The following is a 24556-nucleotide window of genomic DNA, read 5'->3' as shown; positions in this document are numbered from 1 at the left end:
CCGCGCCCGACACGCCCCCGTAGCTCAGGGGATAGAGCAACGGCCTCCGGAGCCGTGTGCGCAGGTTCGAATCCTGCCGGGGGCACCCTGTAAGAGGTGCCCAAAGACCCCGTCACCAGCGGAAACGCTGAGGCCGGGGTCTTCGCGTATGTGCAGGCGGACGCAGCCCGAAGCGGCCGTATGTCGGGGTCCGTGGACGAGGCGTGGACGAGGCGTGGACGGGATCTTGGGACATGGCCGCAGGTCACTGTCGGATTCCAGAGACGGCCGGCGAACGCGACCTCCCCGGTATCGTGCCCCGCTCGGCTGCTTAGATCATCGGCATGACGGACTGGTCTCGGCTCCACCACGCCTACGGCACGGCAGAAGACGTCCCCGGCCTGCTTGACGCAGTGGGCCCGGACACGCAGGACCCCAGCTGGGACAAGCTCTGGTCCCGGCTGTGTCATCAGGGCACCGTCTACTCGGCGAGCTACGCGGCCTTGCCCGCTCTGACGGAAATGGCGCGTCAGTGGTCAGCGGTGGACCGGAGGGCGCCCCTCTACCTGGCCGGCTCCATTGTGGCCAGCACAGATCAGCCGTACGGCGATGAGGATCCCCAAGTCACCTACGCCCCCCAGATATCCGACCTGACGCAACTCACCGAGGAAGCCCTACAGGACCCAGGACTTGCCGACGACCCCACGAATTACGTCGACTTGCTGGGCACACTGCTGAGTTTCCAGAGCGTCGAGATCTGGGGCGAGCAGCTCGACGGGCTGAACGATGAGGAGTACGAGGTGCCCTGCCCCTCGTGCAGCGCGGAGAACTTCATAGCCTTCGGCAAGTACGGCTTCTTCTCAACCACCGACAGCATGTACATGGAGCCTTCCACCACGGCGAGGCAAGTGCCGCTGCGACCTCAAGCCCCCGCAGCTTTGGAAGGGCTCGCCCAAAGGCTCTACTCCCGCGCACTCTCAGACGGCCATCCGGACATCGCGCGTAAATTGACCCACGTCTTCGGTGACGCGCAGTGCGCCGAGTGCGATGCGATCTTCAGCGTCGAGGAAGCCATCGTCTCCCGGTGGGGCTGATGACACTGTGGTCGCCAAGCGCCACAAGTCGAACCGATGGAGTCCGCCCGGGAACAGCGAAGCCCCTGAACAAAAGTCCAGGGGCTTCAATCTTGGGACAGGCCGTGTCACTCGTATTCGCGAAGCAGGGCCTCAATACGCCGGTTGGCTACGTCCTGCCGCCCATCGAGACACTTCGCGTAGCGGGTCAGCAGGACCTCAACGCTGTTGCCGGCGCGCTCGGCCACCTCGGTGGGGTCGACGCCAGCGTTGAGCCAGGTCGACAGCGCCGAGTGCCGAAGATCGTACGGACGACTTGCAAGCGGTGAGGCCGCAGCAGGCGGCGGGAGAGCGAGGAGCCGAGCTTCCTGCCAGACGCGGTAGTAGGTGGAGGACGGGACGACCGAGCCCTTCTCGCTGAAGAAGAGCCGCCCGTCATCCGCCGTACCGAAGGTGGCCAGGTGCTCGCGAAACACGGCTACGAGGTGAGGCGGGATAGGTACCCGCCTGACGTCCTCGGACGGTCGATTCTTGAGCCCTCGGTCGTCGTGGGTCTCCCCCGAGTCGGTCCACTGCTTGCCGACCGACGGACGAGTCCGATGGAGCAAAGCCGATCCCCAGCCATGCTCGGGAAGGACTAGATCCGTCTCAACGAGGCCGACCGCCTCAGCCGGCCGAAGACCGCCGAAGTACATGGCAGCGAAGAGACCCACCAGGCGCCGACCACGAGCACGCCGGTAGCCGCCCACGTAGGAGACGGCCGCCAGAAGATTGCGAGCCTGCTCAGGGTTCGCGACAACGCGAGGGTCGACCTGGTTGGAGATCTTCGGTTTCTGCCAGCGGACGGCCGTAATCGGGTTCTCGCGCAGCTCCCCCAGGTCAACCGCGTAATTGGCTGCATTGACGAGCGTCCGCCGCTTGCGCCGCACGGTTTCGGCTGCCGCGGCCGTGCCGTCGAGCTTGAGTTTCAGCGAGTCCAGCACCGCACGAGCCGTGGCTGGCTCAGCGAGATCGGCGAGCGGCCGCGACGCCTTCGACACCCAGTGAAGGACGTTCCGCACATCGTCCGGGACGTCTCGGTCGTCGGGACCCGGCAGTACGAAGGCCCAGTTGCGGAGCGCTCTACGGATTGCCTCGTCAGACGGCCGTCCAGCTCGATCGTCAAGGAGCTCCACGGTGACGCTGGTAAGCGATTCGTTGATGCCGCTCCGCGTATTCGGGGCGGCATGAGGCCACTTCATGGCGAGGTACCTGAGAGCGAAGTCGTACCAAGACACGGCCGACTTCTTCTGTTCCATCGAGGCCGGGAGGCCGGACTCCCTATCGAACTCCTCGCCGTCGCGCATCGCCCGCATGAGCTTCGTCCGGTAGTGATCGGCAAGCGCCTTGGTGCGGAAGGAGTCGGAGAAGACGTTGCCCGCCACAGACCAGCGGACGCCGTATGAGGGCGTTTTGGTATCGCGCTTGCGCACGGCCCAGACCTTCACGTCGAGAGACTTCACGCCGCGGCCTCCAGCTGTCGCAGCCACGTGGTGAAGTCACTCCGCCACAGTCGGAGCTCCCCGTTGGGCAGCTTGAAAGCTGCCGGCCCATATCCCAACTCACGCCAGCGGTAGAACGTCCGGCGAGAGACTCCGCCCAGTTCTTCCAAGACTTGGCGGACGGTCATCAGCTCGTCGCGACGCGGGTCCACGTCGGTTCTCCTTCCGTGCCAGGGGCGGGTTCGAGGGATGCGGCAAGCCAGGCTTCGGCGGAGGACAAGCCGGTTCCGGCGAAGACCCAGTGCGAGAGGACAAGGGTCGTGTCGGGCTCGGTCTCGGTGGCTGTTGCGGCTTGGGCGCGGCGCCATTCGGCGCGGGCGGTACGCAGAGCGCCGAGGGTGGTGGAGTAGCGGCGGGACTTGGTGGAGAAGTGGCCGCGGAAGCCGAGCATGTGGGCCCAGGCGCGGAGCCGGAGGTCTTCCAGGTCCTTGCGTGCGCCGAGGGTCCAGGCGGTGCGGATCAGTCGGCGAGCGTGGTCGGTGATGTCGAGCTGGGCCAGTTCGGCGAGGAACTTGAGGGGGCGGTCGAGAGCTCCCGTGGCGGTCTCGGCGCCCTTGGTGGCGTACTTGGCGATGCAGGAGGCGACGGCCCGCTCTGTCAGCTCCTGGCCGCCGTCGAAGTCAGCGGAGCGGATGGTGCGGACGTCGAGTTGGCGGCCGAAGGTGAAGGTGTGGGCGCGTCCGTCGATGACCGGGCCGTCCACGCGGACGTGAGCAGCGGCGACGCGTATGGCATCGGTGAGCAGCTCGGCGGTGGCCCAGGCCGGTGGCGAGGTGTCGCCGCCCTCGGGGCCGTCGATGCGGATGACGGCGTGGAAGTGGACCGCTCCGCGCTTCTGGTACTCGGCGACCTTGGCGAAGGACACCCGGGCGTACCGGCGGAACGCGCGCTGTGAGAGTCCGGCCCGCTTGGCGACCTCGCGGCGCAGGTAGGTGGAGAAGCGGCGCCAGAGCGGACCAGCGTGGGCATTCCAGAGGACGGCCGCGTCGTAGTCGTAGGTGTCTGGGTTGAGCGGGGTGCCGAGCGCGGCGTCGTCCTGGTCGTGGAGGACGCCGCAGCGGCAGCGGCGGACTGAACCGGCCGAGCCGGAGGGGCGGTTGTGGACGGGGCCGAAGCTGGGTGCGGTGAAGGTGGCGAAGACGCGGGGGTGGGCGGCGACGCGTTCCGGGATGCCCTTGCCGCCGCGCAGGCCGGAGGTGATCAGGTGGAAGGTGTCGCGGCGGTAGACCTCGGCGCAGGCCGGGCAGCGGGTGGTGCGGCGGTTGTTGCAGCGGACCAGGAGGTGACCAGCCGGGAGGCTGGAGGAGTCGAGGCGGTGGAGGAGGTTACCGATCTCGCCGGTGCGGGTGTTCACGCCGTACTCGGTGCGGTGGCCGTCGAGGCGGATCGGGTGGGTGCAGCCGCCGAGTCCGGAGAGCTGGCGGAGGATACCGGGCAGGGTGCCGTGCTGGGCCAGCTTGGCGAGTTCGGGCAGTGGGGGCGGGGTGGGGCGGGTGAAGATGGCGTTCTCCTTCTGGCTGGCTTGCTGCGCTGGTCAGGAGGGATGAGCCCCGGGGCGGTGGATGCTTGGCCGTGTCGAACCGCCCCGGGGCATCAGGCGCCGTTCAGCGCCGGTGGTGGTCGCGGAGCATCGAGCGCAGGACCACGGCGGCGATAGCGACCGAGATGGCCGTGACGGCGACGGCGGCCAGGAGTGCGGTCAGGACGACTCCGCCGACGAGGACGGCCGCGACCGCTCCGGGGCTGATGGAGATCTGCGGGAGCGTCGTGCGTGGTACGGGGGCCGGATCGGCCGGGGCGTGGGTGTGTGCGGGCGGCGGCGTCGGGTTGTCGGGGTACTTGGGCAGGAACACAGCGAAGCTCTCCTTATCTACTCGTCTAGTCATGTGAGCCGTTGACAATGCCCACGCCGGAACGCGTGCCGGAGTCGATGGCTGGGGCCATGAAGGTGTGCGAGAGCAGGAAGCCGAACAGGGCGATCACGACGACGATCCAGGTGCGGACACCGAGGAAGTTGATCGCTCCCCAGGCGATGAGGCCGAGCACGAGAACGAGCGGCAGGCTGACGGTCACGGGGGTCAGGTCCTTTCAGCGGACGGGGCAGCGGTGGGTGCGGGCGGCCAGTTCGGCGGCGGCGCGGCTGTCGTAGTCGGCAGAGAAGCCACAACGCGGCGCGGTGCAGGCGGCGGTGTGCTTCTCACGGCCCCGGCCGTCGTAGGACGTGCCGACCTGAACGGGGCCGATGCGGGTGACGGAGCGGAAGCGGCGGTTGGCGGTCACGCGGATCTCCTTTCAGAGCTGAGCGGCGATGACGTCGGCCATGGGGGCGGGGACGCCGAGTCGGGCGCGGAGCGTCGGGGTGTCGATAACCGCTCCTGTACGGGTCCGGTGCTCGGCGGCGACCTTTCGGGCGTGCTCGACCAGGGCAGCCGGGACGGATACGGCGGGCGGAGCAGGGGGCGGTTCGGGTGTCGGTTGCGCGGGGAGCTCCGGGGCGGGATCGGGCGCGTCCTCCTGGTCGTGCACGTCCTCGGTGTCCTCGTGCGGGGCCGGACCTGGGGCCGAGTGGGCGAGGAGGGTTCCGCCGAGGAAGGCGACCGCGGGCCAGCCTGCGACGAGGATGCGGAGCCATGCCGGCACTTGGTCCAGGTCGAGGAGTCCGGCGGTGGCGACGTTGGCCCCGAGGGAGGCGGTGAGTGCGATGACGAACCAGCACCACCCAGCCGCTTTCGTGTCGCCGGTCCGCAGTCGGCGCCAGGCGGCGACGAGCAGCAGGTCGACGGAGATGGGATACGCCCAGGCCTTCCATCCGTCCTGACCGGCCGCCGAGGCGACGTCATGGAGGTGGGCGAAGGACAGTGCTGCGGCGATGAGCGCTTGGACGAGTACCGCGTCGATACGGGCCAGTTGGGCGCGCATGCTGCGGCTCCTTCCGGATTCAGGCATGGCAGGGGTAGGGAGTTGGCGCGAGGCGGTCACGCCGACCGGGATGGGGAGGGGGCGAGTGTCAGTCTGTGACGGGGCGCGGCTGGAGTACCGGGGTCGTCGCCGTCTCGACGGGGCGTTCGGGCACGTCGGGCCGGAAGCGCTTGAGCGCGGGCAGGTCGGGCACCAGGTGGGCCGACTCACGGCAGATCTCGGCGGCGTCACTGAGGGAGAGGTACGGGGTGCGGATGCGGGACCAGCCGCCGGAGGTGTCACCGGCCACGGCCAGGTCGGGCCGTTCGGGAGCGATGGCGCACGCGGCGGAGACCGCTTCGGGGGCGATGTCGCCGAGCGCCATCTTGGCGGAGGCTTCGTCGTTGACGCGGTGGCAGACGCGGCCGGTCAACTGGGCCCGGAGCATGGTCGCTCCCTTGCCCAGTTCGGAGCCGAACCGCTGCCCGCAGACCTCCAGGTAGATACCGGCGGCGCGGCCGAGCTGGGCGAGGCGGATGAGTTGGGTGACCATCTCGTCGCGCCGGTCCTCGTCCTTGCGGGTGGCGACGAGGAAGAGTTCGGCCACCTCGTCGACGAACAGCATGATGGGCACGGGGCGTTCATGCTCGGGCAGTCCCCAGATGTCGGAGGTGATCTCCTCGTCGGGGGCGTCCGGCGCGATCCCTTGCCGGGCCTTGATCAGGTCGTATCGGTCCTCCATTTCCTTGACGAGCACCGGCAGCAGCTCGGCCGCCTGCTCCGGGTCGGTGGCCAGTGCCGAGAGCCGGGCGGCAAACGGTGCCAGCTCCACACCGCGCTTGCAGTCGATGCCGACCAGGGCGACGGGTTGCGGGGCGAGTCCGGTGACGAGATGCCGCAGGTACATGGACTTGCCGGACAGCGTTGCGCCGAGGGTCAGTTGGTGAGGAACGGTCCGGTAGTCCCGTACGAACGGGGTGGCGTCCTCCCGCAGCGCCACGGGCACCTTGAGGAACCCGGACACGACCTTGCGTGGCATCCGGACCCGCCGCAGGACATCGAAGCCGACGAGCCGCAGTTCGACCACACCGGGCTTGACGGTCGTGACGTACACGGCGTGGACGCCCCAGGCGTGCCGCAGCCGTTCGGCCGAGGCGGCGACGTCGGCGGGTTCCTGCCCGGGGGCGAGCCGCAGGCGAAGCCGTAACCCGGTCGAGGTGGGCCGGATGATTCCCCGACGCGGCGGTACGGGGCGTATCTCCCGTCGGGTTGTGGCCTTGACCGCCAGGACCCGCAGCCGGGAGGGAGCGACGGTCAGGCCGCAGGCCTCCATGACGGAGCTGTAGGAGCTGAGCAGCCGGGCCGTGGATATCGGGAGGCCGACCGTGGACCAGTAGACGCCGGGGTGCTTGGCCCGGGTGTAGGCAGCCCCGCCGCCGAGCGCGGCGACAGGACCACTCACCTCCAGAAGCGTTGCCAGATCGGTCATCAGGCCGTGGCCCCCATGGCGGCCGGGAACGCGGCCGGGGTGACGGCGGCGGAGCGGTAGGCGATGCCGTGCCGCTGCTGGCCGTTGAACACGCTCTCCCAGGGCCGGGCCACGAGCCCCGGCAGCGAGATCGGAGCGCCGAGCGCGAGCCCCTCGGAGACCCCGCTCTCCGGAACGGTGACCTTGATCAGGGAGGACTCCCCTTCCTCGATGTAGACGACGCCGATCGTCATCAGGGCCTCGCCGGTGTTGATGTCCTTGGCGATCTCGCCGGTCTGCCGGTCGCGGACCTTGGGCTCGGGCGCCTCGGTCAGCAGGATCGTTGCGGCCGAGGTCTCCACACGGATGGTGCGCAAGAGTTCTTCCTATCTACTCGTCTATACAAGGTGCAGCCTTCGAACCCGCTCTCCGGGAACGACGACCACCCTGCCACACAACTTGCCCACTCGTCTATACGAGTATGCCTGTTGGCGTGTACGAGTTCCGGGAAGCGGCCCCGCGCACCACCGCGGATCACCCGTTCCTCGCGCCGATCACGTCGCCGGGAGCTGGTACGACAGGACGTACGCGTCCGCCGCCATGACCGTGTCGCAGACCTCCACGGCCCGCCCCTCGGTGTCATACGCGGTGCGGATCAGGTGGATCACGGGCACGCCGGAGGCCAGCCGGAGCGTCTTGACCTCGGACGGCGAGGGCATCCGGGCCCGGATCTCCTCCTCAAAGTGGTCGAGTCGGTGTCCGAGTTCCTCAAGGCGAGCGTAGATGCCGCCGGGGCCGGGGTTGGGCTCGGCGATCGGGGTGTCCCGGGCGATGTCGAGCGGGAGGTACGAGGTGGCGAACTCGACCGGACGACCGTCGAGCAGATAGCGGCGCCGGCGGGCGAGCACGCGCCGCACGGAGCCGAGCCGGGTGGAGATGTCCTGGCTGGCCTTCTCCTCCTTGACCTCCAGGCTGTCCACCTGCGGGTGACTTCCGGCGGCGTCGGCCTCGACGATGAACGCGGACTTCCCCTGTTCGCGGTGGCGCCGGGCGAACCGGTCGGAGGCGAGCCGCCGCACAGGTGGCCGTGGTCGTACGAAGACGCCTTTCCCGTGCTCGGCATGGACGAGCCCCTCGCCCTGGAGGATGGAGAAGGAGTTCCGGACGGTCATCCGGGACACTCCGTAGTGCTCGACGAGCTCAGCTTCCGAGGGGAGCTTTTCGCCCTCCTTGAATCGCCCACGGTCGATGGCCTCGCGCAGCTGGTCGGCGATCTGCCGGAACACCGCACGATCGCTCGTGGGGTCCAGGTCGCCGAGCAGACTGGTCGGGAGTGAGGTCACGAGTACTCCTTTAGGTATCTAGACGAGTGGGCGAGTGTTGTTGCTACGGTGGAGAGCCTAGCCATCCGAGAAGGCCGAGGAACGTGACCACTGACCGCCCGCACTCCGTGAGCGTTGCCGGAGTCATTGTCGACGACCAGGGCCGAGCCCTGCTGATCAAGCGTCGCGACAACGGTCACTGGGAACCCCCGGGTGGCATCGTCGAGCGGGAGGAAACCCTCCCCGAGGCGCTTCAGCGCGAAGTCCTCGAAGAAACCGGAATCAAGATCGCGCTTCCCGCGACCCTCACCGGCGTCTACAAGAACATGACGGGCCTGATCGTCTCGCTGGTCTTCCGATGCGAGGCCGCCGACGGCACACCCACCACCGGGGACGAGACCTACGCACTGCGCTGGGCCACCCGCGAAGAAGTCACCGAACTCGCCGACGAGGCGTACGCGATCCGCGTCCTGGACGCACTCGACGCGGCGTCCCCGCCGGCCATCCGCGCCCACGACGGCGTGAAACTCGTCTAGCCCGAACCCGCTGCACATGGCGGCCTACCAGCACGAAGGAACTTGTATGCACGAGTATACGAGCACGGCGCGGGTCTGGGGACTCACTTGCCCAGGTTTCCCTGAAGAGGTCAGCAGGGCCCGCCGCTGGACGCGCGACATCTTGCGCGGCTCACCGTTAGCCGAGGACGCCGAACTGATTGTGAGCGAGCTGAGCGCGAACGCGATCCTGCACACCGCCAGCGGACAGCAGTCGGGCAGCTTCCATCTGGCCCTCGCGGTCTCCTCCCAGGTCGTCGCCCTGTCAGTCACGGACGACGGCGGCACCCGGACGGCGCCGAAGGCCGAGCATGCCCACCAGGACGCCACACACGGGCGAGGCCTCGGCATGGTCAGCGCGATCGCACACCGGGTCGTGATCCACGACAGCCAGGCCGGCCACACAGTCACCGCGGAACTCTTCACGAGCGCCCGCCGGGGAGGCCACCCGTGCTGACGTCGACCACTCCCGAGGACTTAGCCGCAGCGGGGCAGGGCGGCGCGTACCGCTGCTGGGCCACGGCCTACCCGCTGCACGAGACCAGCTCCATCCCCCTGGGAGCGCACGATGCGACGAGCCCACGCCTGGCGCTGCGGTGGCTTCGCGAACGCACGAGGAACGTCACGGACCAACTCGACATGGCATACGCCCAGCCGGGCCGCTACTGGCTCAGGGACGAGGCCGAGCACGAACGAGCCCTCGCCTACCTGACCACAGGCACGGCCTACCAACTCACCCTGCACGACGAGAACACGCGCTACGTCCTCGTGGCCTACCCGCCGGGAGCGACCTCGTGAACGGATACACCCGCGGCTTCTGGTGCGAATGCTGGACCGAAGACCTCACCGAGACGCGACAGCCGACCTTCCGCGGCTCCTTCGACGCCCACTCGGCCGGACAGGCAGACCGCTGGATAGCGATCGCACTGCGCACCATCACGCCAGCGCTGGACTCCAGAGCCTCAGACGAAGCCTGGGAGTGGCTGTACGAGGGCCGCATCGAGACGAGGAGAGCTCTCCTGTGCTCGGAGCCCTGCACGGTCACCATCAACCAGGGCGGCACACGCATCACTTGGACGGCCCGACCAGCGCTCTTCCTACCCCTGGCGCACCGTCGAAGCCTTGAACTTCCTTCCTGCGCATACGACTTCAAGCCCTACACCGAGTACTGAGTTACAACTTTCTCTACTGGTTCAAGGGCGGCTCGCTCCGCTCCCCGCGCGCGGCCCGGTCCCCGGCCGGGCCTGCGCTCCTGTCTCCGCCCCGCTCCAGCCCGGCCGACGCCCGTGCCGCGCGCACAGCGATCAACCGCTTGCCCTGAGACAAGGGGTACGTCGTGGCTCGAGGGCAGTTGGCTCCACGACCGGCCTTGAAAGTCACAGGCGAGCCCAGTCGCTATGAAAGTACGCCGACAACGCTCGGCCGGAGTAGGGGGCCGTGACGCGTCGAAGCAACGTGGCTGAGGCCGCCACGGGGTTGCTGGAAACACACGTGGCGGGTGCTCGTTCGACGCACCCACCATCGTGGCTGACTTTCGGTGGCTGATGCCAGAACTGCGCTTCTATTTGTCCACGCCCCATCCCCAACCACACAGGACACGGGCCAAGGCCACTTTGCCGACCGCGCGCTTCCGTCCGCCCCAACGGATTTTCCGCGCACCCGGCGCACTGGGGTACAAGGGCCTATCCTGGGGCGCGCAAATGCTTGGGGATGTTCCGTAACAGACGAGTCCGTGACGGGGGTTGGGCATATTGAGTGCGGAGATTGCGCAGTGGGTACAACAGGCCGCGCCTGCCGTGACGGCGGCAGTGAGCGCTTACGGGGCGGCAGTGCTGACCCGGGCGGAGGGCGCCGCCGCCGACGTCACGGTTGGTCTCGGGCAGCGGATTCTCCAGGCAGTGTGGCGACGCCGGGGCGAGGCGGGCCGGGCCGAGCTGGAACGCGTGGTGGACGAAGCCGCCGACGAACAGGACGACACATACACCGCGGCAGTACTGAGCAGGCTACTCAAGCACGCGTTGCAGGACGACCCCGAGCTGCGGAAGGAACTGGCCGCCATGCTACCCATCCCGGCCGCGGGCACGGTCAACATCACGGCTTCCGGCGAGCGCTCGATCGCCGCCCAGCGCATCGGCACCGCGATCACAGGTGACGGTCACGCCCCGCCACGGCCATGAGTTCGGACGACACCGTGTCCAGGCTGCGTATCGAGACTGCCGGGCACCGGTCGATAGCGGCCGAGCAGATCGGCAACGCCTTCACGGGGAACGTGCTGCTGCCCGTCGAGGCGCTGCACGCGCCGGAGAAGGTCACGGCGGCCCCGAACACCTCGAACCTGCCCCCAGCTGGCCTCTGCCTGGGACGTGAAGAAGAGCTGGCCTGGCTGCGCCGCGTCCTGTCTGACCAGCGGGAAGGTGCCATCACCCAGAGCGGGGCGATACACGGGCTCGGCGGGATCGGCAAGAGCACCCTCGCCCTGCACTACGGCCATCGCCACCGCGGCGACCACACCCTGATCTGGTGGATCAACGCGGCGTCCCCCGACGAGATCGAAACCTCCCTCACCAGCCTCACGCACACGCTGGTTCCCGTATGGGCCGCCAAGGCAGAACGCTCTGCCCAGGTGGCTTGGGCGATGCAATGGCTGACCTGGCATCCAGGCTGGCTGCTGATCTACGACAACGTCGAGGACCCCCACGACCTCGCCCCGTACACCGGGGCACTGCACCAAGGGCACCACCTGGCCACCAGCCGCCGCACCCTCGGCTGGCCCGACAGTGCCCCCACACTGGCCCTGGGAACCCTCGACCCTGACGACGCCACCACCCTGCTGTGCCAGCTCGTCTTCAAGGACACCGCTCCCACCCCCCGGCAGCAGGCCGAGGCCCGCGCCCTAACCTCCGACCTGGGACACTTTCCTCTGGCGATCAAACAGGCTGGCGCCTACCTCGCCCAGAATCGCGGCATCAGCCTCGCCGCCTACCGGCGCCGCCTAGGCACCAAACTCGGCAAGACCGCCCACGGCATCGACGCCGAACGCACCATCGCCCGCATCTGGCACGTCACCCTCCAGGCCCTGGAGGGTGATAACCCGCTGGCCGTCGAAGTGCTGTCCACCGCCGCCTGGCTCGCCCCCGACGACATCCCGCACACCCTGCTGACCCCGCCCGATACCGACCCGGACGACACCGCGGAAGCCATCGGCACCCTGGCCGCCTACAGCATGGTCACCGACACAGGCACCACCGTCAGCATCCACCGCTTGGTCCAAACCGTCCTACGCATCCCAGAGATCACGGACGCCAGCCAGCTGTCCCGGCACCTCCGAGGACGCGACCACGCCGAGCAAACAGTCCTCCATCACCTGGCGCCACCTCCGGGCCAGGACAGCACCACCGAAGGCCAATGGGACGCCCTCACACCCCACCTAGTCACCCTTGCGGCCACCACCCCGCCAGGACACCACAACACCCCACTCACCGACGCGTATAACACCGCTGCCTACCGTCTCCACCAGCAAGGCCACACAGCCCGCACCATCCCCTTGTACGAGAGCGCCCTCGCTCAGCGCGAGCAGGTCCTTGGCCACACGCACCCAAGCGTCCTGATCACCCGCAGCAACCTCGCCAGCGCCTACAAATCGGCGGGGGATCTGGAGCGGGCCATCCCCCTGCACGAGACCACCCTCGCCCAGCGCGAGCAGGTCCTCGGCGACACCCACCCCCGCACCCTGGTCAGCCGCAACAACCTCGCCCACGCCTACGAGGAGGCAGGGGATCTGGAGCGGGCCATCCCGCTGTACGAGACCACCCTCGCCCAGTGCGAGCAGGTCCTCGGTGACACCCACCCCGACACCCTGGTCAGCCGCAACAACCTCGCCCACGCCTACGAGGAGACGGGGGATCTGGAGCGGGCCATCGCCCTGTACGAGACCACCCTCGCCCAGTGCGAGCAGGTCCTCGGTGACACCCACCCCCACACCCTGACCAGCCGCAACAACCTCGCCGGCGCCTACACGGGGGCGGGGGATCTGGAACGCGCCATCCCGCTGTACGAGACCACCCTCGCCCAGCGGGAGCAGGTCCTCGGTGACACCCACCCCGACACCCTGGTCAGCCGCAACAACCTCGCCAGCGCCTACAAATCGGCGGGGGATCTGGAGCGGGCCATCGCCCTGTACGAGACCACCCTCGCCCAGTGCGAGCAGGTCCTTGGCGACACCCACCCCCACACCCTGACCAGCCGCAACAACCTCGCCGGCGCCCACACGGGGGCGGGGGATCTGGAACGCGCCATCCCCCTGTACGAGACCACCCTCGCCCAGCGGGAGCAGGTCCTCGGTGACACCCACCCCGACACCCTGGTCAGCCGCAACAACCTCGCCCACGCCTACGAGGAGGCAGGGGATCTGGAGCGGGCCATCGCCCTGTACGAGACCACCCTCGCCCAGTGCGAGCAGGTCCTTGGCGACACCCACCCCCACACCCTGACCATCCGCAACAACCTCGTCAGCGCCCGTGAGGCTGCCAAGGCCGTACAGCAACCAGATGCAGCAACCTCAGCATCCGCCGCCGACCTTCTGCATTCGCCAGACACTGCCACGCAACCGGAATGACCCTCAGAAACCGATCCAGATAGAGCTACGGATCAGAACGTGCCCGTACCCCTGCCGTGCCCGATCACCCGGTAACTGACGGGGAACCACAGTGGTTGACGGTCAGCACACATGAGAACGGCCCCCGAACGAGTTACCTGGTCAGGGGCCGTTCATCTGCGGTGGGTGTGGGATTTGAACCCACGGTGGCATCACTGCCACAACGGTTTTCAAGATCGTGTACCACTTGACTCGTCCATTAAGACTCCGCCGACCTTATCTTGTTGCCTCTCGCCCGTCCTCGCTGAAATTAGCCATGAAGTCCAGAAGGGAAGCTCGACCGTCTGCCTCGAAAAGAGGATACTGCGGAAAGTGTAGGTGATTTGCTTCGATTCCCGAGGATCGGTAGAGAGCTTGAACGTTCATTCCATGAAGCTCAAGGACACGGGTGCGTTCGTCGAAGCGCATGCGGGTGAGCACGATGGTGTGCAGGGCGTTGTTCGCGGCCCGGTCGCCGCCGCGGTTGAGGCGGTGGCGGTGGGTGCGGCCGGACGAGGCCGGGATCGGAGCGACCCCGGCCAGGTGCGCGAACGCACTCTCGGACCGCATCCGTTCCGGGTTGTCCCCGGCCGAGGCCAGCAGCTGCCCCGCAGTCTCGGGCCCGACGCCGAACAGCTCCAGCAGCGCGGGGGCGGCCTGCTTAACCAGCGGGCCGATCTCGGTGTCCAGCTCGGCAATCTCGGCGTCCAGCGCCTGGTGACGGCGGGCGAGCCGCCGCAGTGACGCCCGGGTCGCCGCCAGCGGGCGGGACAGGTCGTCCCCGGGCCGCAGGCGGGCGAGCGTGCGTATCAGCGCGGCCCGCTCCAGCCCCGCGACCTGCTCGCGCAGCATCGCCGGTGCCGAGACCAGAAGGCCGCGGATCTGGTTCATCGCCTGGGTGCGGGCCTTGACCGCGCTGCGGCGGGCGATCCGCAGCACCCGCACCGCCTCGACCACACCGTCCCGGCTCTTGGGGATGCCGGTGGCCCGGCCGGACAGCACGGCCGTCGCGGCAGCGTACGCGTCGATCGGGTCCGACTTGCCCTTCATCCTGCGCGTTTTGCGGTCCGGGCGGTCCACGTCGACGACAGTGACGCCGGCGGCGGTCAGGACCCGGGCCAGCTCCGCTCCGTAGGCACCGGTGCCCTCCACTCCGATCGCGGTGACAGTGCCGTGGCCGCGCATCCAGTCCAGCAGGTCCCGGTAGCCGCGGATGGTGGCGGGGAACTCCCGGTCGGCCAGGCGCCGCCCGATCTGATCGATCACGGCGGCGTGGTGGGTCAGGCCGTGGGTGTCGACTCCGCCGGTGATCTGCGGGCCGTCGTGCGTCATGCTGGTCATGTCCGTCCTTGCGAGTCCGTTCCGAGGGCGGCACGCGCCGGTCGGGCGGGTGGACAAGACAGTGACGGGGCTTCTGGACCAAGCTCCTATAAGGTCACAAACGCCCGTCCGGCCACGTGCGTGGTGACGCCCGGCGAGCCGACAAATCCCAAACAGGACAGTCGAGACGTCAGTCAGTCGGAGGGTCAGACCCACCCGCAGCGTCACCACGTCACATCCTCACTGTCAGTCGGGGTTCGGGAGGGCGTGCAGCCGTTCGATCGCGTCCGTGATGAGGTCGGTCCAGGGCCAGTGGGCCGCGAACCTCAGGTACTGTCGGCGGGCGGTGGTGACGAGTTGGGTCGCGGTGGAGAACAGCCGCAGGCGCAGGTGTCGGGGCTCCCACCTGCGGGCAAGCCTTGACCGACGGGCCTCACGCCCAACTGAACGGCGTTGCTACTCGGGCGCCAGTACTACACCATCTTTCCCTTTTCTTCCGTGACGTCCCGTCCTCCCATTGGGCCCATCGTCCCCATCGATCCCGTCTCTCCCGGCCCGCGCGTCCGTCCCCTTTCTGCCCGGCGGGCCGGTGGGGCCGGGCGGACCGGGGGGACCGGAGCGGCCTGGCGGACCGGAAGGGCCCACCTCGACGCCGTGCGTCTGGAGCTCGACGTTCCGTGCCCACATATCGTCGATCTGCATTTGATGGGCGACGAGCGCGCCCGACTGTGCGACAAGCGCGACGATCAGGGCGGCACCAAGCACGAGGGGGCGCCACTTAAGCAGTTTCTCTTTTACGTTTCTCACATTATCCCTCACGCTACGCGACGGAAAGGTGTAAATGGCAAGGAGTGGACAAGGCTGTCCTCCTCGTCGCGCGCCTGCCCCAGAGCGACCCCGAACGCCGCGAGCTTGTCGATCACCGCACGAGGCACTGAAGCCCGTCATCGAGGCGAAGCGCGAGCGAGGGTGAGCGCCGCCCAAGGCCCCGAGGCGGCACTAGAGGCTGCTCGACCGAGGGCCGTCCTGCGGAAGTTGATGGAGGAAGGGCGACTCGCACCACTAGCGCACCAGATCCCGCGGGGGACGGTGGAACGGTAGGGGCTAAGGGGCTCGCGGACGCGTTCCCTACGCGCGGCATACGCGCTCGTCCGCGGGGTACCGGTGCTGGTTCCGCGCGGTTCGTCGTGTATTGCCGGCCGCAATCGCAAGTTACCCCGTCCGGTTATACGCTGGTTGAACATCCAGGCGTGACGGAGGAAATGCCCGAGAGAGCCCATCCTTGACGTCCCCATTGTGACCGTGGGGCTCAGCTGTGCTGGGTGACGGTGACGGTGACGGTAGGCCTTGGAGTGGCAACAGCGTCCTTGCCGTCCTTGCCGTCCTTGCCGTCGCTGCCGTCCTTGCCAGGCCTCCCCTCCTGCCCGTTCCTCCCCTCCTGCCCGTTCCTCCCATCCTGCCCGTTCCTTCCTACCGGGCCAGCAGGGCCGGCCGGACCCGACGGGCCTGGCGGGCCGGAGGGGCCGGCTACGACGCTTTGTGTCTCGAGGTCGACGTGCTGTGCCCGCAGATTGTCGATCTGCGTGTCCTGGGCGATGAGCACAGCCGACTGCGCGACGAGCGTGGTGATAAGCACCGCACGGAGCACAAGGGGGCGTGGGGGCCTACGCATACGCATACGCAGCATTTCGTTTATCTTTCTCACGTCATCTCTTTCGCTGTGTGACGGCGAAAGTGTAAAAGGCCAGGCGTCGGAGAAGGTGAACCTCCTCGTCGCGTGTCCGTTCCGGGACGACCCCTAGCTGGGCCGTATCGCCGTCTTCTTCCAGCGCCTTTGTGATCTTCGCGTTGGCCGCTTCTTCGTGGCCATCGATGCAGCCGTGGTAGCGGCGGTGGATCACCTCGGGAGAGTTGCCGACCCGCCGGGCTACCTCGGCGATCGGCACCCCCGCATTCAGCCACCGTGTGATGCAGGCGTGGCGCAGGTCGTACGGGCGCCCGGCCAACGGCGAGTCGACGCGGTCAGGTGGGAGTGCGTACTCCCGCGCTTCCTCCCACACCCGCCAGTAGGTAGAAGAGCCGACCACGCCCCCACGTTCGTTGCCGAACACTCGCCCTTCCTTGGCCGTGCCGAACGCGTCCAGGTGAGCCCGCAGGGCAACCGGAGCGGTGTGGCAGGTCCGTTCGTCGAACCAGCGGGCCGGAGGGCGACATGTGGACGCGGATCGCGCGAGGCCGACCGGACGGGTGGACGGGTGGATGGACGGTGCGGGCGGACCCGGTGATCGGACCCGGTGATCGGACCCGGCGATCGGACCCGGCGATCGGACCCGGCGATCGGACCCGTGGACGATATTCGTTCTGCAGTGTCAGTCCCCGGCCCTAAGGTGCTAGCCAGTCCAGAACGGGGAGAGTCCGTGAACCAAACCTTCCGCGTCGATCTGCGCGGGATCGTCGACCTGTTGAGCCACCACCTCTACACCAGCCCGCAGGTATACGCCCGCGAGCTGCTGCAGAACGCGGTGGACGCGATCACCGCCGCACATGGTCCCGACGCGGCCGCTCGGAAGTCCGGCCGGATCGTCATCTCATCCGCCGACTCCACCGACTCCACCGGCGACGGATCACTGACCGTCAGCGACAACGGAATCGGGCTGTCCGAGGTGCAGGTCCACGAGTTGCTGGCCACCATCGGCCGCAGCTCCAAGCGGGACGAACTCGGGTTCGCCCGGCACGAGTTCCTGGGCCAGTTCGGCATCGGACTGCTGTCCTGCTTCATGGTCTCGGACTCCATCGAGGTGACCACCCGCCGTGCGGACGAGCCCACCGTGCTGTGGCACGGCAGCTCCGACGGCAGCTACACAGTGCGCCCGGCCACGTCCGGGGAAGAGCGCGCCGAGCCGGGCACCACGGTCACCCTGCGCCCCCGCCCCGGCTGCGAACACCTGCTCACCCGGGACGCCGTCACCGAGCTGGTGACCCACTACGGTGCCCATCTGCCGCACACCGTCACCGTGGACGGCGTGCGGATCACCGGTGGCCCCGCGCCCTGGGACCGCCTTGAGAACGAGGATCCGGCACAGCGCCGCGCACGGCTGGAGGCCTACTGCGAGCGGGTCTTCGGCTTCACCCCCTTCGACATGGTGGACCTGGCCGCCGCCGAGGCGGGCCTGCGCGGCGTCGCCTTCGTCCTGCCGATGCCCGCCAATCCGGCGGTGCCCGCCGCGCACCGCCTCTACCTCAAGCAGATGCTGCTGTCCGAGGGCGCCGAGCGGCTGCTACCGGAGTGGGCCTTCTTCGTACGCTGCGTCGCGGATACCGCGGAACTCCGCCCCACCGCGAGCCGGGAAGCCCTCTACGAGGACTCACTGCTGGAGAACACCCGCGACACGCTCGGCGACGGACTGCGTGCGTGGCTGGTCCGCCTCAGCCGGCAGGACCCGGCCCGGCTGCGCGAGTTCCTGCGTGTTCACCACCTGGGCGTGAAGGCACTGGCGCTGCACGACGACGAGATGCTCCGGCTGGTCACGGACTTCTGGCCGATGGAGACCAATGTCGGCCCGCTGACCCTCGCCGAGTTCCGGGAGCGGTACGGCGTGCTCAGGTTCACCCCGCTGGTGGACGAGTTCCGTCAACTGGCCCCCGTCGCGGCGGCCCAGGGCCTCGCCGTCGTCAACGCCGGTTATGTGTACGACGCCCAGATCATCGACCGGCTGGTCACGGTGGACCGGGAGCTGGAGGCCGAGACGCTGCGCGCGGCCGATCTGACCACGCACCTGGAGCGGCTGACCGCCGCCGAAGAACAGGCCATCGCCCCCGCCCTCGCCGCATCGGACCGCGTCCTGGCACGGCTCGGCTGCGACCTTCTCGTACGGTCGTTCGAACCGTCCGGACTCCCGGCTCTCTATCTGCTCGACGACGACACCGCGTTCCAGGTCGACCTGCGTGGGGCCGCGGAGCAGGCGGACGACGTCTGGGCGTCGATCCTCGGCAGCTTCCAGACCACCGAGGACCCCCGCCCCCGCCTCGTGCTCAATCACCGCAACGCACTCGCCCGCCAAGTGCTGGCGCTGGACGACGCCGAACTGCGTGCGACCTGTCTGGAAGGCCTGTATGTGCAGGCGCTGCTGCTCGGACACCATCCGCTGCGCCCGACGGACACCGCCGTCCTCAACCAGTCCTTCCTCGGCCTCATCGGCCGCGCCGTCGCCGGAGGTGCCCGGTGAGCCACACCGAACAGGAGCTCCGCAAGCTCTACCAGGACACCTTCAGCATGCCGAGGGGCGCGGCGAAGTTCGCGGCGCTGGAGGAGGTGGTGCGTCACGCGGACGCGCTCGGTCTGGTGGAGTTCGCCTTCGATGTACGAATGCAGGCGACCTCGGTGTTCCAGCACAGCTGGGTCCCGGCCAAGGCGCTCCTCTCCTACTCCTGGTGTCTCGCGGCGTACGACCGTGAGCCCGAGCGCTTCGGAGCGCGGGCCGAACACAAGTTGCTGTGGAACATCAAGTGGATGATCTACAGCGTCCACCAGTTCCCGGAGATCCCGCTGCAGCGCGCCTTCGACCTGCTGGACGACATGGAGCGCCGCTACCGGCGCGGCGGCCACAGCATGCACGCCGTGCTGCAGCACCGCGGCCTGATCGCGGAGAGCGTGGGCGAACTGGAGCAGGCCCAGGACTTCTACGAGCAGATGGCCCGCACCCGGCGTGACTCGCTGTCGGACTGCTCGGGCTGTGTCCCGAGCAGTCAGGTGCGCACCCTGGTCGCGCTGGGCCGTGACGAGGAGGCGATACGGATCGGGGAGCCGGCCCGCACCTCGTTCTGCAGCGAGCAGCCCCAGTGGATCAACTCCGAACTGCTGCTGCCGTACGTACGCACCGGCCGTGGGGAGAAGGCGCTCGAGGCCCACCGCAGTGCGTACCGGCGGATCCGCGACAATCCACACCACCTGGCCGAGCTCGCCCTGAATCTGCTGTTCTGCGTGCACACCGGCAACCCAGGCCGCGGCCTCGACCTGATCGAGCGCCATCTGTCCTGGCTGGACCGTGCCCGGACGCCGCTGGCGGAAGTGGAGTTCGCGGCTGCGGCGGTGGCCGTCCTGACCGCGCTGGAGAACCAGGGCGAGGGCGAGCTGCCCCTGCGCTTCCCGGCCGCGGAGGGCCGGCGCCGCCCGGACACCACCGTCACCGCCCTCGCCGCCGAACTCCGGGAAAGGGCACTGGGCTGCGCGGCACGGTTCGACACCCGCAACGGCAACGACTACCAGAGCAACCGGATCCGGCGGTGGATGGCGGCCGGGCCGATCGGTGAACCCGTACCCATGTCCGTGTTCTCCACACGGGCGCACACGCGCGGCGGCGAACGCGTCCGAGGACTGATCGAGCAGGTGGCCGCCTCAACCGCCGCAGGTGACGCGAAGGGCGCGGCCCGCGCGCGGCTCGCCGCGGCCGAAGCCCTGCTGGAGACCGAGCGCCCGGCGGAGGCGGTGGAAGCGGCGGAGGAGGCGATCCGCGAACTGGAACGCCTCGGCATGGCCGAGGACGCCACCCGCTGCGAGGTGCTGCTGGCCCGCGCCTACAAGCAGGACGGCCATCGGGGCGAGGCCGTCCGCCGACTGCGTGAGCTGCTGGAGAAGCAGCACGGGGAAGTCCCTGGGTCGCCCGACCGCCCGGAATGGGAGGTCACGCTCGGCGAGTGGCTGGGGTATGGCCCAGAGGCGTCACGCTGGTACTCCTCGGCGGCACGGGGCTTCGCCGCCTCCGGTCGCACCGCGGAGCGGCTGTCCGCGCTGCGGCAGGCGCTGCTGCGCAACCCCGCCCCCGCGGCGGTGGCCGAGCTGCTGGCCGAGGCGGAGTCCGCACTGGCCGAGCCGCACACGCCGGTCGGGACGAGGGCCGGGCTTCTGCACGCCTGCGCCCGGATGCTGTACCGCGACGGGCGGCTGGCGGAGGCCGCGACGCACCTGTCGACCGCCCGCGGTCTCCTCATAGGGCCTTCCGCCGCGCAGTCCGCCGAGACCGCGGAACTGCTCGGCGAGATCCTGACCGCACTCGCGGGCGTCCATCTGCGTCTCGATGCCCCAGGCGCCGCGGAGGAGGCGGCCCGCGCGGCACTGGACCTCCTGACGGACTCGGACTCCGACGACCCCTGGAACGGCACCCGCTGGAACGCGGTCGTGGTACTGGTCCGATCCCTGCGGGCACGCGGCGCGGGGACCGAGGCCGAGCAGCTGATGGCCGACCATGGGCTGGACGAGGAGGATCTGAAGGAGGACCTGGACGAGGGGGACGGCTGGGACGGCTGACCGTTCACACCGGCTGACCGTTCGACCGACTGCCCGGGGATCCGGCCGCGTGAAGAACATGAACCGCAGTCCCCGGCGGCACCCTGGTCCTCGACAGCGAGGGACTGGCCAAGGCCGTCCTGCGCGACCGCACGGTCACCGGCCGGCTCGCCCTGGCCCGCGCCGACGACCTGCGCGTGATCACCTCCGCGGCCACCCTCGTCGAGGTGATCCACCCTCGCATCAACCGCCCCGCCCTGGAATGGACCCTCTCCCGCCTCGTCGTCGAACCGGTCACCGAGCCCATCGCCCGCCACGCCGCCACCCTCCTCGCCGACGCCGGACTGCACGGCCACAAGTACGCCGTCGACGCCATGCTCAGCGCCACCGCGCCGGCCGCCTCCGGCCCGGTCACGATTCTCACCTCGGACCCCGAGGACCTCACCGCCCTGTGCGGCGGACGCGTCACCGTCATCAAGATCTGACGAGACAACGCCCAAGCGCGATTCGTTCCGAGCCGCACACCTACATGTTGAAGGCGTAGCGGGCCTCGGGCTCATCGTCGCCGGGAAGGTCGCGCAGGATCATGCCCCGCTGGACCTTGTCGACGCTGGACCTCACCGTCGGCGCGACCCAGGTATACGCTCAGATTGTGCGCGGTGGGCAGGGCGCGGACCTGTACGACGTCTTCCTCAAGGACTACGCGCCCGGGAAGTGGTGAGCCACCACTTCTCACGTAGGCCCTGGCGTCCGCCGGGTCTCCGGCTCTGATGAGCGCCGCGCAAGGAGTTCTCATGAGCAGTTCACACGACATCGATCCGCGCGCTTTCGAAGATCCGCGCAACGTCTATCCGACCGACGAAGAGTTCTACGCGAGCGGACGCCCGGCCCACCCCGCACTGCCGGAGGACCGGCCACGTGGAGGCGGGGCCGCCACGCCGCTGAGGCACCGGGGGACGTGGGCTACTGTCGCGCTCGTCGTCGGCATCATCCTGCTGGTCCTCGTCGGGATCGCATTGTTCCCGTGAGTGATCGCGAGTGATCGAGAGTGACCGAAAGCCGCCGTCACGAATGAGGTGGTGCGCATCTCACCCCACACAGACATAGGACACGTTCTCATCCAAGGAGTCGCCCGTGCTCCTTCCGTCGGTCGTGGACCATCTGTCGGCAGGGTCCGTCCGACGAACCACACGTGAGGGTCTCCAACGCTAGGACCTGCTGCGGCGTCGGGGAGCCAAGGGGTCGCGGAGCCTTCTGCGCAGGTTCGAATCCTGTCGGGGGCACTCCGGAACAAGGCTCTGGCCAGCAGAAATGCCGGTCAGGGCCTTTTGGGCCTGCCAATTCCCGCAAGGCCAACGGCTCGTGCGCACCCCTTCCTCCAACAGTGCCCGGTCCCTCCCCGCGCTTATGTCTGCCGCGCGAGCGTATCGACGCCGATATGTGAGGAAATGCGTCACTATGAGGATCTCGTGCTGACATAGTGCGGCCATGGAGATCCACGACCGCCGGCGGCCGACTCGGTCGTGCTGCCGGAAGTCGCGTGCGTCAACCGTCCCGCAGTCGCATGCGTCGACCGGCCGGCAGCCGCATCCATCGGCCGTTGAGCAGCCGTGTGCGCCGGGCGTTGCCCAGCCGTGTGCGTCGGCCGATGAGCAGCCGTGTGCCCTGCCGATCCGTGCATCCCGCGACGCCCACCGGTTCCTCCGGTGAAGGCGTCATTCACGCGGTCCCCACAGGAACCGGCCCGGAGGGGGCGCCCCCGCCGTGGCCTCCGCGGCCTCAGTGACCTCAGTGACCTTCGTGGCCCCCGTACCCGCCGTACGGCCCTCGCCCTCGCCCTCGCCGGTGCCGCCGGCATCACCGGTGCCGCCGTCCTCGTCGGCGCCCTCCCCCACGGGGACCACGGCTCCCCCGCCCACCCCGGCACCCCCGCCGCCGGCCCCTCCGCCGCCCTGTCCGGCGCGGCCCCGTCCCCCGGCGCCCCGGGCATCGGCGACCCGCTCCTGCCGCTCGACGGCAACGGCGGCTACACGGTCCGCCGCTACGCGCTCGCCTTCGACTGGCGGGCACCCAGGACACCCTTCGACGCCGGCACCACCATCAGCGCCACCGCCACGCAGGCCCTGTCCCGCTTCGACCTCGACTTCGCGGGCAACACGCTGCACACGGTCACCGTCGACGGCGCTCCGGCGACCGCCGTACGCGACGGCGACGAACTCGTCGTCACTCCCGCGAAGCCGATCCCCCAAGGCAGCGCTTTCACCGTGCGGATCGCCTACACCGCCGACCCGACGCAGCGACGGCACCGCGGCGACGCGATCGGAGACTACGGCTGGGTGCCCACGCCCGACGGCACCGTGCTCTATCCGCAGCCCAACGGCGCCAAGATGATCTTCCCGGCGAACGACCACCCGAGCCTGCGGGCGCCGGTCACCTTCCGCATCACCACTCCACCGGGCCTCAGCGCGGTGGCCAACGGCCGGCTCGTCGAGCGCGTCCGGCGGCCCGACGGACGGGTCCGGTGGACGTACGACTCCGAACAGCCGGTCGCGGCGCAGCTGGTCCAGATGGCGATCGGGAAGTTCACGTTCGCCGAAAGCACCGGCCCGCACGGGCTGCCCGTCCGGGACGTGGTCCCGGACGGCCTGGTCACCGACACCGAGGCGTACCGCTCGCTCACCCCCGAGCACCTGGCCTGGCTGGAACGGCGGCTCGGCCCGTACCCCTTTCGCCGCTACGGCGTGCTGGTGGGGGACACCGACCTGCCGGTGGCGCTGGAGACGCAGTCGCTGTCCCTCGTGCCGAGGGGCGACCTGCAGGGTGACCGGGTCGACGCCGAGCGCGACCTCGTGCACGAGCTGACCCACCACTGGACCGGCGACAGCGTGGCCATCCGGCGGTGGTCCGACCTTTGGCTGAGCGAGGGGCACGCCCGTTTCTACGAGCGTCTCTACTCCGACGCGCACGGCGGCGACAGCATCGAGTCCGCGATGCGGGCGGCGTACGAGCAGCACGACCGGTGGCGTCACGACGACGGGGCGCCCGCCGAACCCAGCACCGAGGCGACCCTGTTCAAGCGGATGCGGTACGACGGTTCGGCGCTGGTGCTCTACGCCCTCCGGGAGAAGGTCGGCGAGGGGACCTTCGAGAGGATCGAGCGGTCCTGGGTGACGAAGTACCGGGGCCGGGCCGCCGGCACCCGGGACTTCGTCGCGCTCGCCTCCGAGGTCGCCGGCGAGAACCTGAACCCGTTCCTGACCCCGTGGCTGTACGGGGCCCACACCCCGCCCATGCCGGGGCACCCCGACTGGCAGGTGGACCCGGTCCAAGAGGCCCAGGAGGCCCAGGACTGAGCCATCACGCCGCCGAAGCCTGACCGCACCGCGCCGAACGAGGGGACTTGCGCTGCGGTACGGGGGCTTGCCCTGAGGTACGGGGGCCTTCGGCGACTCCGCGCCGGGGCGGACGTTCTGCCGCCGACCGGG

At 69.1% G+C, this 24556-nt stretch carries 25 protein-coding genes, 2 tRNA genes and 2 pseudogenes; 14 read left to right on the top strand and 15 right to left on the bottom strand.

Annotated features, from left to right (window positions below):
• The first annotated feature begins 13 nt into the window (after positions 1 to 13).
• Both OG747_RS30060 and OG747_RS30055 read left to right on the top strand, forming a co-directional pair.
• Positions 14 to 85 (top strand) — tRNA-Arg (locus OG747_RS30060).
• A gap of 238 nt (positions 86 to 323) precedes the next feature.
• Positions 324 to 1073 carry a hypothetical protein gene (locus tag OG747_RS30055; protein ID WP_405882497.1) on the top strand — a complete coding sequence of 250 codons (750 nt, stop codon included), beginning with the start codon at positions 324 to 326 and terminating at the stop codon, positions 1071 to 1073.
• A 107-nt stretch (positions 1074 to 1180) separates the two neighbouring features.
• Here OG747_RS30055 and OG747_RS30050 read toward each other — a convergent pair whose 3' ends face one another.
• From OG747_RS30050 to OG747_RS30005, 10 genes are all read right to left on the bottom strand, one after another.
• Entirely contained in the window at positions 1181 to 2554 is a 1374-nt protein-coding gene (locus tag OG747_RS30050; RefSeq protein ID WP_405882496.1) for a tyrosine-type recombinase/integrase, read from the bottom strand.
• Positions 2551 to 2721, bottom strand: coding sequence for a helix-turn-helix transcriptional regulator (locus OG747_RS30045; RefSeq protein WP_405885754.1), 171 nt, complete (start codon positions 2719 to 2721; stop codon positions 2551 to 2553). Before OG747_RS30045 ends, OG747_RS30050 begins: the two co-directional genes overlap by 4 nt.
• Positions 2721 to 4031 carry a replication initiator gene (locus tag OG747_RS30040; RefSeq protein ID WP_405885752.1) on the bottom strand — a complete coding sequence of 437 codons (1311 nt, stop codon included), beginning with the start codon at positions 4029 to 4031 and terminating at the stop codon, positions 2721 to 2723. The genes OG747_RS30045 and OG747_RS30040 overlap by 1 nt, the downstream gene beginning before the upstream one ends.
• 166 nt (positions 4032 to 4197) lie before the next feature.
• A complete protein-coding gene (locus OG747_RS30035) occupies positions 4198 to 4446 on the bottom strand; it encodes a SpdD protein (RefSeq protein WP_405882495.1) in 249 nt (82 codons plus the stop codon).
• Between the two features lie 25 nt (positions 4447 to 4471).
• Positions 4472 to 4666: a hypothetical protein gene (locus tag OG747_RS30030; protein WP_405882494.1), complete on the bottom strand. Its 195-nt coding sequence runs from the start codon at positions 4664 to 4666 to the stop codon at positions 4472 to 4474.
• A 15-nt stretch (positions 4667 to 4681) separates the two neighbouring features.
• Positions 4682 to 4873 carry a mobile element transfer protein gene (locus OG747_RS30025; protein WP_030673588.1) on the bottom strand — a complete coding sequence of 64 codons (192 nt, stop codon included), beginning with the start codon at positions 4871 to 4873 and terminating at the stop codon, positions 4682 to 4684.
• A gap of 12 nt (positions 4874 to 4885) precedes the next feature.
• On the bottom strand, positions 4886 to 5512 hold the full coding sequence (locus tag OG747_RS30020; protein WP_405882493.1) for a DUF2637 domain-containing protein: 627 nt from the start codon (positions 5510 to 5512) through the stop codon (positions 4886 to 4888).
• Positions 5513 to 5600: 88 nt separating this feature from the next.
• Positions 5601 to 6980: an FtsK/SpoIIIE domain-containing protein gene (locus OG747_RS30015; protein WP_405882492.1), complete on the bottom strand. Its 1380-nt coding sequence runs from the start codon at positions 6978 to 6980 to the stop codon at positions 5601 to 5603.
• A complete protein-coding gene (locus tag OG747_RS30010; RefSeq protein WP_405882491.1) occupies positions 6980 to 7336 on the bottom strand; it encodes a hypothetical protein in 357 nt (118 codons plus the stop codon). The genes OG747_RS30015 and OG747_RS30010 overlap by 1 nt, the downstream gene beginning before the upstream one ends.
• A gap of 177 nt (positions 7337 to 7513) precedes the next feature.
• Positions 7514 to 8302, bottom strand: coding sequence for a GntR family transcriptional regulator (locus OG747_RS30005; protein ID WP_010985167.1), 789 nt, complete (start codon positions 8300 to 8302; stop codon positions 7514 to 7516).
• A 107-nt stretch (positions 8303 to 8409) separates the two neighbouring features.
• On the opposite strand from OG747_RS30005, the gene OG747_RS30000 reads away from it, so the two are divergent.
• The 6 genes from OG747_RS30000 (at position 8410) to fxsT (ending at position 13450) form a co-directional block, all read left to right on the top strand.
• Positions 8410 to 8817, top strand: a complete 408-nt coding sequence (locus OG747_RS30000; RefSeq protein ID WP_037644753.1) for an NUDIX hydrolase — start codon at positions 8410 to 8412, stop codon at positions 8815 to 8817.
• 46 nt (positions 8818 to 8863) lie between these two features.
• Positions 8864 to 9292 (top strand): ATP-binding protein, encoded by a 429-nt coding sequence (locus OG747_RS29995; RefSeq protein WP_405882490.1) that lies wholly within the window; start codon positions 8864 to 8866, stop codon positions 9290 to 9292.
• Positions 9286 to 9633 (top strand): hypothetical protein, encoded by a 348-nt coding sequence (locus tag OG747_RS29990; RefSeq protein ID WP_405882489.1) that lies wholly within the window; start codon positions 9286 to 9288, stop codon positions 9631 to 9633. The genes OG747_RS29995 and OG747_RS29990 overlap by 7 nt, the downstream gene beginning before the upstream one ends.
• Entirely contained in the window at positions 9630 to 10007 is a 378-nt protein-coding gene (locus OG747_RS29985) for a hypothetical protein (protein ID WP_405882488.1), read from the top strand. Before OG747_RS29990 ends, OG747_RS29985 begins: the two co-directional genes overlap by 4 nt.
• Before the next feature lie 624 nt (positions 10008 to 10631).
• Positions 10632 to 11012, top strand: a complete 381-nt coding sequence (locus OG747_RS29980; RefSeq protein ID WP_405882487.1) for a hypothetical protein — start codon at positions 10632 to 10634, stop codon at positions 11010 to 11012.
• Positions 11009 to 13450 carry an FxSxx-COOH system tetratricopeptide repeat protein gene (gene fxsT, locus OG747_RS29975; protein ID WP_405882486.1) on the top strand — a complete coding sequence of 814 codons (2442 nt, stop codon included), beginning with the start codon at positions 11009 to 11011 and terminating at the stop codon, positions 13448 to 13450. Before OG747_RS29980 ends, fxsT begins: the two co-directional genes overlap by 4 nt.
• A 162-nt stretch (positions 13451 to 13612) precedes the next feature.
• Here the strand turns inward: fxsT and OG747_RS29970 are convergent.
• The 5 genes and pseudogenes from OG747_RS29970 to OG747_RS29950 form a co-directional block, all read right to left on the bottom strand.
• Positions 13613 to 13692, bottom strand: a tRNA-OTHER gene (locus tag OG747_RS29970).
• Positions 13693 to 13705: 13 nt separating this feature from the next.
• A complete protein-coding gene (locus OG747_RS29965; protein ID WP_405882485.1) occupies positions 13706 to 14809 on the bottom strand; it encodes an IS110 family transposase in 1104 nt (367 codons plus the stop codon).
• A 225-nt stretch (positions 14810 to 15034) separates the two neighbouring features.
• A pseudogene (locus OG747_RS29960) lies at positions 15035 to 15196 on the bottom strand (transposase); the annotation flags it as partial.
• Positions 15197 to 16097: 901 nt separating this feature from the next.
• The gene (locus tag OG747_RS29955; RefSeq protein ID WP_405882484.1) at positions 16098 to 16493 is read right to left on the bottom strand and encodes a hypothetical protein; all 396 of its coding nucleotides are present in this window, start codon (positions 16491 to 16493) and stop codon (positions 16098 to 16100) included.
• A 115-nt stretch (positions 16494 to 16608) separates the two neighbouring features.
• Positions 16609 to 16944 (bottom strand): annotated as a pseudogene (locus OG747_RS29950) (site-specific integrase); the annotation flags it as partial.
• A 261-nt stretch (positions 16945 to 17205) separates the two neighbouring features.
• On the opposite strand from OG747_RS29950, the gene OG747_RS29945 reads away from it, so the two are divergent.
• The 6 genes from OG747_RS29945 (at position 17206) to OG747_RS29920 (ending at position 24424) form a co-directional block, all read left to right on the top strand.
• Positions 17206 to 19014 carry an HSP90 family protein gene (locus tag OG747_RS29945; RefSeq protein WP_405882483.1) on the top strand — a complete coding sequence of 603 codons (1809 nt, stop codon included), beginning with the start codon at positions 17206 to 17208 and terminating at the stop codon, positions 19012 to 19014.
• Entirely contained in the window at positions 19011 to 21092 is a 2082-nt protein-coding gene (locus OG747_RS29940; protein ID WP_405882482.1) for a hypothetical protein, read from the top strand. The genes OG747_RS29945 and OG747_RS29940 overlap by 4 nt, the downstream gene beginning before the upstream one ends.
• Before the next feature lie 83 nt (positions 21093 to 21175).
• Positions 21176 to 21556 carry a type II toxin-antitoxin system VapC family toxin gene (locus OG747_RS29935; RefSeq protein WP_405885750.1) on the top strand — a complete coding sequence of 127 codons (381 nt, stop codon included), beginning with the start codon at positions 21176 to 21178 and terminating at the stop codon, positions 21554 to 21556.
• A 101-nt stretch (positions 21557 to 21657) separates the two neighbouring features.
• The gene (locus tag OG747_RS29930) at positions 21658 to 21792 is read left to right on the top strand and encodes a hypothetical protein (RefSeq protein ID WP_405886104.1); all 135 of its coding nucleotides are present in this window, start codon (positions 21658 to 21660) and stop codon (positions 21790 to 21792) included.
• Between the two features lie 73 nt (positions 21793 to 21865).
• Positions 21866 to 22099, top strand: a complete 234-nt coding sequence (locus OG747_RS29925; protein ID WP_405882481.1) for a hypothetical protein — start codon at positions 21866 to 21868, stop codon at positions 22097 to 22099.
• A gap of 678 nt (positions 22100 to 22777) precedes the next feature.
• Positions 22778 to 24424: a M1 family metallopeptidase gene (locus OG747_RS29920; RefSeq protein WP_405882480.1), complete on the top strand. Its 1647-nt coding sequence runs from the start codon at positions 22778 to 22780 to the stop codon at positions 24422 to 24424.
• Positions 24425 to 24556 lie beyond the last annotated feature (132 nt).

This window comes from Streptomyces sp. NBC_01384, assembly GCF_045040035.1.
Classification (GTDB): Bacteria; Actinomycetota; Actinomycetes; order Streptomycetales; family Streptomycetaceae; genus Streptomyces.
The sequence above is the reverse complement of the archived record's forward strand: the minus strand, read 5'-3'. Positions and strand labels throughout refer to the sequence as shown.

Coding starts and splice junctions, on each gene's coding strand:
- OG747_RS30055 (WP_405882497.1), top strand. CDS start 324: ATGACGGACTGGTCTCGGCTCCACCACGCCTACGGCACGGCAGAAGAC.
- OG747_RS30045 (WP_405885754.1), bottom strand. CDS start 2,721: ATGACCGTCCGCCAAGTCTTGGAAGAACTGGGCGGAGTCTCTCGCCGG.
- OG747_RS30020 (WP_405882493.1), bottom strand. CDS start 5,512: ATGCGCGCCCAACTGGCCCGTATCGACGCGGTACTCGTCCAAGCGCTC.
- OG747_RS30015 (WP_405882492.1), bottom strand. CDS start 6,980: ATGACCGATCTGGCAACGCTTCTGGAGGTGAGTGGTCCTGTCGCCGCG.
- OG747_RS29995 (WP_405882490.1), top strand. CDS start 8,864: ATGCACGAGTATACGAGCACGGCGCGGGTCTGGGGACTCACTTGCCCA.
- fxsT (WP_405882486.1), top strand. CDS start 11,009: ATGAGTTCGGACGACACCGTGTCCAGGCTGCGTATCGAGACTGCCGGG.
- OG747_RS29965 (WP_405882485.1), bottom strand. CDS start 14,809: ATGACCAGCATGACGCACGACGGCCCGCAGATCACCGGCGGAGTCGAC.
- OG747_RS29930 (WP_405886104.1), top strand. CDS start 21,658: ATGCCCCGCTGGACCTTGTCGACGCTGGACCTCACCGTCGGCGCGACC.
- OG747_RS29925 (WP_405882481.1), top strand. CDS start 21,866: ATGAGCAGTTCACACGACATCGATCCGCGCGCTTTCGAAGATCCGCGC.